This window comes from Thermogemmatispora onikobensis (assembly GCF_001748285.1).
GTDB classification, from domain to species: Bacteria; Chloroflexota; Ktedonobacteria; order Ktedonobacterales; family Ktedonobacteraceae; genus Thermogemmatispora; species Thermogemmatispora onikobensis.
On the sequence record NZ_BDGT01000092.1, the window covers coordinates 1 to 11,046 of the forward strand.

The following is an 11,046-nucleotide window of genomic DNA, read 5'->3' on the forward strand; positions in this document are numbered from 1 at the left end:
TCCTTACTTGAACATGCGATGTCGAGCTTCTATCTCCAGCGACTGGCTCCTCAGCCTCCGCTGAGCGAACCATCCGCCATTATGTTCTTCTGGACGTCAGGGTCATCTGCGCCGCCTCGCCTGACGAACTGACCTGCGTTGACTGGCGAGCCTCTTCTGAAGAGGATCACCTCCGCAGCAATCCATCAGTAGCGAACACAGCACATCCGCCTCTGCTGTTTTCCACTCTTCAATTGTCAAGGTGCAGTAATCTGGCCTCACTCAGGCCGCTATCTTTACCCCGCCCCTTCCTGGTGCCACCTCGCTGAGAGCATAAACCCCCACCACGTGGAACACCTGGGAAGAGAAGGTAACTGGCAGTGGCTACCCGTGTTGGACCTGGGCAACCCACCAGCGATGAGCGGGTTAGACCGGCTTTCGCTGAGTGGCCTCGCTGTCTTTTTGTTTCTCTCTGCGAGGCGAGTGAGATTATCTCACAGCCAGGATCGGTTGTCAAGGGGGTATTGGCCAATTTTCCAGAAATTTCCCCTAAACGGGAAGCGAGCCCTTTCTCAGGGCTCGCTTCTAACAGAGGAAAAGGGAGCAGGACAATAGGGTTAGGCCGTGGGCACGATTTCCTGGGTCTCAAGCGCTCCACGTCCGACCTTCGCCGGAGCTGTCTCTTTGAGACCAAAGGCCAGTAGTGCGCTGACCAACATGCCAGCGGCAGCAATCCACATTGGAGCCACCAACCCCCAGTGATCGGCGGCCACACCGCCCAGCCAGGGGGCAAAAGTACCACCCACCAGCTCCCCAATGAACTGGGTCAGGCCGACTGCGCTGGCCACCAATCGATACGGCAGGGACTCACCAGGAATGATCACCAGGAAAAGCGGAAAAACGGCCTGACCAACGGTCGTCAGGAAGGCAACGACCATCATGAGTCCTACAGGGGCACGCAACAAGGCCAGGCAGATCGGCGATAGGCAGGCAACGAAGGCGAAGAGAATTAAGGTAGGCTTGCGACCCAGACGGTCGGAGATGGCCGGTCCAACGAAGCCCCACACGAAGGTCCCCAAACCTACCGCAGACATGATCAGGCCCATCTCATCAGGTGAATAGTGGCTTACCTCCGTCAGGAAGGTCGGCGCAAAGGTGGTAAAGGCAAACAGCCAGGTCATTGAGAAGATGGCGATGAGCACACAGAACCACATGTTGCGATGGCGAAAGACCGCACCGATGTCAGCCAGCCGTACCTTGGTGTGCTCAACCGCCTCGGCCTCCTGAGCCGTCCCCCGGCCAGGCTCGCGCATCCATTTGAGCAGGACGAAGAACATCACCAGGCCAGGCACCCCGACCAGATAAAAAGCCTCATGCCATGAGTAATGGACAGCAATCTGCGTGACGATGATCGGCGTCAGAAATGAGCCAATCAGCCCTAACGAGCTTTGGACAAAACCCAGATTGAAACCACGACGCTCGGGCGTGGAGGCCGCAATGACACTCGCTTGCGCCAGTGGCAGCACCGGCCCCTCAGCGACGCCCATCAGGCCGCGTACGAGAATCATCTGCCAAAAGCTGCGGGCCAGCCCTGAGAGGAACGAGAAGAGCGAAAAGGCAAGGGTGATGGGTAGCAAAACCTTCTTCCGCGAACCAACAAGATCGGAGATTGAGCCAAAGATGAAACCGGAGACCGCCCAGCACACGGCAAGCACGGAGGCGATCATCCCAATCTCAGCATTGTTGAGTTTCAGATCAGGAGCTATGAAAGGGAAGAGGTAGACAATGCTGAGTCGCTCCATAAAGACGAAGCCAAAGGTGAAGAACATCATGAGAACGACACCGTTCTCGTAACGGAACCAAGACCTCTTCTGCGGCGAAGCCATACCTGCAAACTCCTTTTTCTTGTCTGCTCGTTCACTTGTTCACTTGACCCGATGAACAGTCCTCTAGTGTGCCCCTCATCTGGCACATAGTCTGCCCTTGCTGATCTGGGCATGCCAGCCACACAAGCCTCAATCCTGGCTTGTTGGACTCCATCAAGCTGGCACCTCGCTCTTCAGCGCAAGCTTGCCTGGCCCGATCTGCAGCTTCTTTCCTCAGCACTGAGGAAGTTCAACCGGCTCCTATGAAACGGCGGGCGATTTCAGTCTCTGAGCCGGCTTCTTCTGCCTGTTAATACTCTGCAGCTCTCTTTGCTACTTCCCTCTCTTGCTATGGAGTATACCATTTGCTTATCCTGCTTACCAAGATTTGAGTGCCTGCTATTTTTACACCTCCTTTCCGCTTTCAAGCATCGCTGAGTTGATGCAACAGGACACGGTAGGCCCCATTCTGGGGGTCCTCACCGCCCACCTCAGCCTCGGCCCTGGACGGAGCCGCCAAACCAGTCAGTCGCTCAGCCGACCAGCGCAGGCGTTGAGCAGCCCCTGCCGAAACCAGGGGGTCAATCGCGAGGCTGGCCAGGGTCTCCGCTGCTTCCTGCATCTCATCGGCCCGGCGCTGAGCGTGAAGTCGATGTCGGTCAAGCAAATAGACCCCGAGATCCCCCAAGGACGTCTTGGGGAAAGAGGCATTGAGCGATGTCAGCACCTGCTCGGTCAGGCCCTCCTGCTCAGCTGCGAGCAAGGCTTCCAGAAAGAGGGCCTCCAGACCTTTGAGGACAACGCTGCGACACATCTTGAGGATAGCCGCCGCGCCCAATGGCCCTTCCAGAACTTCGATGTTCATGCCATAGGGTTCCAGAGCTTCGCGCAGGCGTCTTGCCCCTGGCCCATCGGCTACCAGAGGGACGCGGTGCCGTAGCGGAGGTACAGCAGACATGACAGCGACACTGGCATAGCAGGCTCCAGGGGCCAGTCGGGCAATTACCTGGCCGATCTCAGCCTTGACTCTCGGGGCACACGAGTTGAGATCAGCATAGAGCGTTCCAACTCGCAGGTGCGGGGCAATCTCGCGCGCCACCGTCAAGGCGCCCCTCGCTGTAACCAGCGAGAGTACAAGATCAGCCTGGGCCGCAAGCTCGGCCAGACTGGCTACAAGGCGGACGCCGCAGCAGGCCGCCCGCTCAGCGAGGGCCTGGCCACTGACAACATCATAGGCATAGAGTTCGCGTAGCCCTTCCTCGGCTAGCCCAGCGGCAATCGCCGAGGCTGCCTCACCAAAGCCGATGAAGCCGAGACGCATGGCTCACCCCTCCCATTCGTCATAGCGCACGTATTCAACGCCCAGGGCCTTGAGTTTGCTGCGCAGGCCGTAGAGATCAAGACCGAGTTCGCCAGCAGCCAGACGTTCGCGAGTGGAATTCTCTCTGGCGGTACGGGCAGCGGCCTGAGCAATGGTTTGAGCCAGGGCCTGGCGAGGAACACATACAACCCCATCGGCGTCGCCCAGAATGACATCACCGGGCTTGATGAGCGCACCACCACAGACGACCGGTATATTGACCGCCCCAGCCGTTTCTTTGACGGTTCCTCGCGCCGAGATGGCCCGCGACCAGACAGGAAAGCGCATGGCGCTCAGCGCCGCTACATCGCGCACTCCGGCGTCAACAACCAGGCCCACTACTCCATGCGCTCGCGCCGAGGTGGCCAGCAGCTCACCAAACATGCCATCCGTCGATGGGGCTTCTGTCGCCACAACCAGCACATCACCAGGCTGACAGACCTCGATAGCTGCGTGCACCATGAGGTTATCTCCAGGAGGACAGAGGACGGTCACAGCGGCCCCCGCGACCTGCGCCTCGGGATAGATAGGACGCAGATACGGCTGCAATAATCCCTCTTTGCCAAGGGCTTCGTGCACGGTAGCCACACCATAGGCCGCTAGCTGTTCGACCAGGGCCGCTTCTGGTCGTGGCACCTCTGTGACGATAACAGGACGCTTCATACGAACTCACCTCCAACGCTGGGATAGACTCGCTGATAGGCCTCCGCGTAGACGACGCGCTGGCCGGAGTTGCGTCCCGCCTGCACACCACGCCGCTTGGCAACATCGGTGTAATAGGCCCAGAGATGCTCTTGCGCGGCCATGCACTCCATAGCTTGACGCTTCTTGTCAAACACCGATGTGATGTCAAGCAGAAGATCGATGCGAAAGCTACACTGCTCTGGCTGGTGCGGCTCGTAGAGAAAGACCTGGGGCGCCCCAATGACGGGGTAGGAAGAAGGATAGCCATGCGCCTGGGCCAGAATGCGGCTCTCCAGAACAAGCTGGGTCGTGCGCGGATGGTCCATGTTATAGGGATCTTGCAGAGAATGGGTCAAGATGATGTCTGGTCGATACTGGCGAAACTCCTGGACCAGGGCATCACGCAGCTCGGGCGTCACGTCGAGTGGATAATCGCCGGCGTCCAGGAAACGTACCTCTGCTCCTAGAATCGTCGCGGCCTGCTCAGCCTCAGCCCGGCGAATGGCTTTGATCTCTTCCAATGTTTTGCCTTCTTGCCACAGGCGCGCCGATTCGCCCCTCTCTCCAAAGGAAAGGCAGAGAACTCGCGCACGCCAACCACGCTGCGCATAGAGGGCGATGGCTCCCCCAGCACGCCAGACAAAGTCAGCAGCATGGGCACTCACTACCATTAAGGTACCCGTATCTGCAGCCTTCGCCATAGATGTTGTCTCCTCACTTAACCAAAGGATTTGTCACAATGTTCACTATCTGTCGGCCTTGCCCGGCCCCACTACACCCCTTTCCACCTCCCTGCTTGCCCGACGAGGATCACCCAGAGTCGGCTCAGGGCCAGAGACCATGCCTATTCGTCTACCACCAGCCGGGCCGGATTCTCAACCAGCATGCGCTGCACCTCTCGCGGTGTGAAGCCAGCCGCAATCAGATGAGCAGCGAAATCGAGAAGACCGGCGACAATCGGAGGATTCGAACGCTGGCCAAGATCAGATGAGAGCACAGTTCGCTCGGGACCAACGGCGCGAATAGCCGCGAAAAGTCGTTCCCACGGGCATTTGTTGGTGTAGAAGGTGGTATAACAGCCTTCAATATAGGCTCCCATGTCGGCCAGCCGTCGCTGCTCCTCAAGGGAGAGCGCTTGCGAGGGGAAGAGAGCGTGAGTAACCACAATGCGCTTCACGCCGCTCTCTCGCGCTGCTGCCACGACGGCGAAGATCTCATCCCGCGCCAGGTGCCCTGTGGCCAGCACCATATCGTACTCGGCGACACTGGCAAGGCAGGCCCGCACTTCGGTCCGCAGCTGGCCATGCTCATCGAAGACGCTGAGCGGCTCTGGAGCATAACCTTTCGCCCGAATCTCTTGCTGAATGCGGGCCCAAAATGGTTGGTGGCGCTCGCCACGGGCCGCCTGCCTCTCTGGCGACTCGTTGGCCGCATCAACCGTAGGCAGCCAGACGATGCGCGTGCCAGCCCGGCCAGCAATCTCGACAGCCACCGGATTGAAGCCACCCACAGCGTGGTTCAGTGCCAGAGCCCCGAAGACCTGGACCCCCGGAACAGCAGCAGAGACCACTCTGGCGCGCTCGACGGTGGGAAAATAGTGCGACTTCAGGACAAAGCCGCGCCAGCCGAGAGCGCGAAATTCGCGGGCCAGCGAGAGGTCATCTGTGCTGCGCTCTATCAGGTCTGGCTCAATATGGAGGTGAATGTCAAGAGCGCCTGCCAGTAAGCGCACAAGATCGTCACGCTCTCTGTCGATCAACCGGTTCACTCTCCTCTACGCTTTGACTTGTGATGTGCCGAAGCCTCTCTTACTCTTTTACTTCTATCAAGCAGTCCGGGCTGTTCATCTACTCACCGGCCACACGACACGACCTGACCTCTGCATCGGCATCGCACACCCGTCCACAAGCAAGCCCGGACTGGCTGTTTCCTTGTGGCTGTGGGACCTCAGAGGCCCTGTCTCAGGCGTCGCAGGGCTTCACAGACGCCTGAGAGGTGGGCGCGCATAGCCTGTTCAGCGGTATCAGGATCATGGGCAGCAATAGCCTCAACAACGGCAGCGTGCTCGGTCAACGAGGTTGCTGGACGACCGGGCGCCAGAATGGTGCGATACTGATAGCGCACACTCTGCGAGCCGAGGGTCTCCAGTAACCGGGCCGCAGTACGGTGGTGAGCGGCCTCCGCAATCGCCCGATGCAAAGCCGTATTCAGGGTTGAGTAGGAGACGAGGTCGCCATGTTCAATGCAGGCCCGCATCTGCTCCAGCAGGTTGCGCATCTGAGCGATATCTGCCGGCTGGGCTCGCATGGCAGCGAAGCGGGCCAGCAGCGATTCGATGGCGGTGCGCGCCTCTAAGATCTCCAGGGCCTCCTCGTGCGAGACGAAACGAACGCGCGCGCCCCGGTTCGGCTCGCGCACTACCAGCCCTTCCTGCTCCAGGCGCGCCAGCACAGTACGGATCATCGCCCGCCCGACCCCCAGCCGGGCCGCCAGCTCAAGCTCGATCAGCCGCTCATTTGGCTGCAGCGTGCCGTCAATGATCCAGTTGCGAAGACACTCATAGCAAGACTGTTCATTCAATAGCTGCGTTCCCATCTTCCTCAAACCACTGGTGTACCATAGGTATGGAAGGTTTCAACGGTCTTGTTCCCCCAGGCTTGACCGCGCGCACGCTCCTCCTCTGTCCAGGTGATAGGCTTCCAGTCGGGAGCTAAAACCAGGTAGCCGCCAGAGCAGACCTCAATCCGGTTCTTGCCTGGCTCATAGACATAGACAAAGTAGGTCTGATTAATAGCGTGCTTGCTAGGGGCAAACTCGATGAAGACGCCGTAATCAACGAAGAGATTGGCAGCCCGCCAGATCAGCTCGTTGGATTCGACATGAAAGGCGATGTGGTGGAGACGTCCCCTGGCGCCTGTGGCATCCTGTGTATAGACCAGGTCGTAGGATTTGTTGGTGGCCCGGTACCACAATCCTGGGCGCCGACCGTTGTTGAGGAGAATCTGCTCAGTCAGGCGCAGACCCAGATAGCGCTCGACGAACTCACCGTCCGCCTCGGCATACGAAGAGAGGAAATTAACATGATCGAGCATCTTGACTCCCACCCCTCGCCCGGTCAACCTCTGGGGCTGGTTCTTTAAGGCAGGGCGTAGATGGACGGGAGGCTGATAGTACTCGGTCTCGTAATAGAGTTCTAGAAGATGGCCATCGGGGCCACGAAACTGATAGGCCCGGCCATGTCCAAAGTCCCCTTCGATCCACGTCCCTCGCATGCCTCCTTGCTCTAGCATGGCCACACGCCGCTCTAGAGCCTCCGGACTCATTGCCCGCAAGGCCGTATGACCAACACCAGCATGCTCATGCGCCGTGAGCTTGAGCGAATACTGCTCATAGTCGCCCCAACAGCGGAGATAGGCCGAGCGCCCAAGCCGGGCCACTTCTTCCATGCCCAGGACCTCGACGAAAAACCAGAGGCTCTCGTCAAAGCTAGGGGTCAATAGCTCAACATGCCCCAGGTGAGCAATGTCAAAGCAGAACGCTTCGGACATGGCTCCGGAACCTCCTTTGTAGCAGGTCATGACTCCCAATGACTGCACCGTGCAACCTACACGCCAGGCCCCTTCACCTCGCAGAATCTTGCTGCCAATCCTGTCTACAAGATTGTTAACAATGAAAGCGTAAGACTCCACATCTTACTGCTCTCTTGCTTCGAGCATCTCGCCACCATCGCTTCCGCCCACAGAGCACCCTTTCATCATCAACAATTGTGTCTACAAGATTGTCGACAATGCTCGTACAAAAAAAGAAGAGGACTAGGTGGACCTCTGTGACTGCCTGGCATGAGGAGCAGCGCCAACCATAGCCTGCTCCTCAGCATTTGTTATAAGAGTATACCATATTTTTGCTGCTTTGTCAAGGCAAGGGCAGCAGGGCAGCGCCTAGCGACCTGAAGACCCATTGTGACCGGGCTGGCGACGCCGTGATTCGGAGGTGTCTGCAGTACCAAAGGCGGCCTGCCATTGCAGGCGCAGCTCCTGGGCGCGAGCAAAGATCTCATTCAAGTGCGGATCATGGGCCGCGATGTGATCGCGTAGCCGCGTGAGTGTCCGTAGATACTCATTGAGGCTGCGCACCAGGGCTTCGCTATTGGTCAGGCAGATATCGCGATACATCTCGGGGCTGCCAGCGGCCAGGCGTGTCACATCGCGGAAGCCGCTAGAGGCCAGCAAGGCCGCATCGCCCCAGGAAGGTGCCTCGGCGGCGGTTGTCATGAGGGCAATGGAGGCCACGAAAGGCAGATGGCTGACATAGGCGACCTGGCCATCGTGCTCCGCCGGTTCAAGGAAGCGAATGCGAGCCCCCAAGGCTTCCACAAAGCTGGCGACCTTGTTGACAGCGCTCGGGCGGGTCCGTGGCGTTGGCGTCAGGCAATAGATACGTCCCTGGAAGAGGCCGGCATCAGCAGCCTCGACTCCGCTGACTTCCTTCCCGGTCATCGGGTGCCCACCAACGAACGAGACATTCTCTGGCAGAAATTCCTCCGCCCAGCTAATGACCTGGGCCTTAGTGCTTGCCACATCGGTAATGACGGTTCCAGGGGTTACGCAGCTGGCTAGCTGCTGTAAGAGGGCACGCATTGCCCCGACGGGAGTCGCCAGCACCACCAGCTCGGCGCCTCGCACAGCGTCGGCCAGCGAGTCATAGGCTTGATCAATGGCTCCCACCTTGCGGGCTTGCTCGCAAACTCCACGCCCTAGGTCATAACCGGTTACCTCTCGGGCCGCCTTCGCCTTATGGAGGGCCAGCCCGATTGAGCCGCCGATCAATCCTAATCCGACAATCGCTACACGCTGAAACATGGATCATCCTCACATTAGTGCAGCCAATGATATTGTCGATCGATGAGCATACGAAGCCAAAGCTACGAGAGCAACGGTGAAGCCAACAGCGTCAGAAAGAAGGTCGCGTCCACTCTCGCGCTGGCGGGTTGAGAGGGGAGGCGCGCGACGGGCTTGCTCCCTCACCTAAAAGTAGGGCAAGCTCTCCAGCCAGACTACTCCATCAGGGCCAATAGCAGCCCCCAACATGGTAGTGACCTCATCGCTGAGCAAAGCGCGCTGCTCTTTGCGATACTCACGCAGAAAGCGCGGCAGGACCTCGGGACCGGCGCGCCTGAGAAGGTCGACGGCAAAGCGCTCTAACAGCAGATCGAAGCATAGATAATCCTCCGCCGAGGTCTCCTCGTCCCAGCTGAAGCTGCGAATGGTGACCGGCGTCTTCCCATCTTCCTCGGCCAGGAAGATCTCTGCATACAACTCATGCAGATCCCGATTGACCACGTCGTGCTGGCCATCGAGGCGATGGGCAAGCCAAAGGGCTGCGAACTGTAGTTGCCATTCATCTGCCCAGAGCGGATAGTCCTCCGGCCAGGGACGCGGGTCTTGCTCCAAAAAAGCATAGGCCAGCTCATGGTACAAGAGGAAAGTCAGCTTCTCGGCTGTCGGTTCACCAATGATGGGGTCAAGCTGCGTCGGCACAACCAACGAGGGCGGCTCAGTCGCATTGGTAAAATAGGGCAGCCGGGTCTGTGCTTTCCCCAGATCCTCATCATGAGGCACCTTCTCCCAGTCAGGTGGCGCGACCAGGATGATCTCCAGCTCCGGCAGCGGCAGTTTGAGCAAACGGCCTAGCTCTTCCGCCGCCTGATTGAGCTTCAGCAGGAGATGCCGCGCTTGCTGCTCATACCCCCGCGGATAGTAGAGCAGGAAGCTATCCAGCAGTGTCCGATAACGCTCATAGGGGAACGACATGATTTTCTTTCTTCTCGTCGTAGTCTCATACCAGGTCAGGGACCCTGGGACTTCAGGCTCCTGGTAGACTAGCCAGCAGGCCGCACAACTGCTGCCCCGTCGCTATGAGATGAGCGCGCAGAGCGCTTTGCTCTCCCTCTTACTCAGCTCGACCTGGCTCTGACCCCGCTCCGGAGGGCGCTGGCTCTCCCCCCCCTGGCAAAAGCCGCTCATCTCTTTCTTCGCGGGCATAGCGCTGCAGCTCCTCAATGGTCCTCTCTTGACGGAAGCGCCGATAGAACCGACGGTAGAGCTGTTGGAGCCGCCGGGGCGTGAGCTGCTTGCCGCTGTCATAGTATTCCAGCGCTACCTGACCGATGGCCCATGTTCCGGCAGCCGCAATGGCACCAGCTACCAGATCACCCCCTACAGGCACTACTTTGGCTACTTGCTCCGCCAGGTAGCGCAGGCCCGCTCCGCCTATCATTGTCAGAATCAGCTCGCGTGCATGCCGCGTCGCTTCGCTGGAAGAGAGAGGCTCTCCATAGAGAGCGGCCAGGCGCAGTACCAGACGCACCTGGGTTCCCAGGATAATGGGAATATCAATGAAAGGGACCGGCTCCAGACCAGCAGCCAGGCTGAGGAGCGTGGCGTTGCGAATGATGCGCTGCGCCGCGCTGCGGCGAAAGGCTGGCAGCTCCCTCCCAATAACTAGAGCGGCCTCGGGGCTGGCTTCAATGATGGCCGGAATCAGCTCCTCGGCAATGTTTTGGCCGTTCTGGGCCGAGATCGGAATAACCCCAGCTACTCCCAGGCGCACGGCGATCTCGGTCGCCAGACGATCACCATCTGATCCCGCTGGTAAGGCATCGATCTTGTTCACCGCGATCACCGTGGGCTTGTTCAAGGCTTTCACGTCGTTGTAGAGCGCACGGTCCTCTGCCTGCAGCCCTCGTACACCATCCAGCAAGAGCACAATCACACTCGCCTGCTCCAGCGCTCCCCTGGTAATGTCAGGGAGATGGCCAGGGGTATCAATGAGTGTGAACGGACCAAATTCGGCAGGCACCAGTGCCTGAGTGGTACCTGCCTCGGGCGATACCAGGGAGATGTTCTTTCCCATGATCTTGTTGAAGAGGGTGCTTTTGCCAGAGTTGGGCCGCCCGACAAGGACCACCGTGTTGCTGAGGCCAGCCATCACTTCCTCATGGGCCTGCTTCCAATTGACCGCCCGCATGAAAGCCTGCATGAGCGCCAGATTGGCTGGCAGGTTCTTGAGGACGTTGAGGCCTAGCTCGCGCACGCTCTTCGGACGCTCGCTTTTGCGAAAGGCTCGCGGGAGCAACTGCTCCACAATGTTCTTTTTGGT

General features: G+C 59.0%; 10 protein-coding genes. All 10 read right to left on the reverse strand.

Annotated features, from left to right (window positions below):
• Positions 1-596: 596 nt before the first annotated feature.
• The gene (locus BGC09_RS21585; protein WP_069806273.1) at positions 597-1,865 is read right to left on the reverse strand and encodes an MFS transporter; all 1,269 of its coding nucleotides are present in this window, start codon (positions 1,863-1,865) and stop codon (positions 597-599) included.
• Between the two features lie 403 nt (positions 1,866-2,268).
• Positions 2,269-3,165, reverse strand: a complete 897-nt coding sequence (locus BGC09_RS21590; RefSeq protein WP_069806274.1) for an NAD(P)-dependent oxidoreductase — start codon at positions 3,163-3,165, stop codon at positions 2,269-2,271.
• Between the two features lie 3 nt (positions 3,166-3,168).
• Positions 3,169-3,867, reverse strand: coding sequence for a 4-carboxy-4-hydroxy-2-oxoadipate aldolase/oxaloacetate decarboxylase (locus BGC09_RS21595; protein WP_069806275.1), 699 nt, complete (start codon positions 3,865-3,867; stop codon positions 3,169-3,171).
• Positions 3,864-4,589 (reverse strand): PIG-L deacetylase family protein, encoded by a 726-nt coding sequence (locus BGC09_RS21600; protein ID WP_069806276.1) that lies wholly within the window; start codon positions 4,587-4,589, stop codon positions 3,864-3,866. The genes BGC09_RS21595 and BGC09_RS21600 overlap by 4 nt, the downstream gene beginning before the upstream one ends.
• A gap of 143 nt (positions 4,590-4,732) precedes the next feature.
• Positions 4,733-5,647: a DUF6282 family protein gene (locus BGC09_RS21605; RefSeq protein ID WP_069806277.1), complete on the reverse strand. Its 915-nt coding sequence runs from the start codon at positions 5,645-5,647 to the stop codon at positions 4,733-4,735.
• Between the two features lie 188 nt (positions 5,648-5,835).
• Positions 5,836-6,483, reverse strand: coding sequence for a GntR family transcriptional regulator (locus BGC09_RS21610; protein WP_069806278.1), 648 nt, complete (start codon positions 6,481-6,483; stop codon positions 5,836-5,838).
• A 5-nt stretch (positions 6,484-6,488) separates the two neighbouring features.
• A complete protein-coding gene (locus BGC09_RS21615; protein WP_069806279.1) occupies positions 6,489-7,436 on the reverse strand; it encodes a VOC family protein in 948 nt (315 codons plus the stop codon).
• Positions 7,437-7,826: 390 nt separating this feature from the next.
• Positions 7,827-8,747 (reverse strand): prephenate dehydrogenase, encoded by a 921-nt coding sequence (locus BGC09_RS21620; RefSeq protein ID WP_069806280.1) that lies wholly within the window; start codon positions 8,745-8,747, stop codon positions 7,827-7,829.
• 165 nt (positions 8,748-8,912) lie between these two features.
• On the reverse strand, positions 8,913-9,698 hold the full coding sequence (locus BGC09_RS21625) for a hypothetical protein (protein WP_069806281.1): 786 nt from the start codon (positions 9,696-9,698) through the stop codon (positions 8,913-8,915).
• 139 nt (positions 9,699-9,837) lie between these two features.
• The coding region (locus tag BGC09_RS21630; protein WP_218104135.1) for a GTPase at positions 9,838-11,046 on the reverse strand (1,209 nt) is incomplete at its 5' end.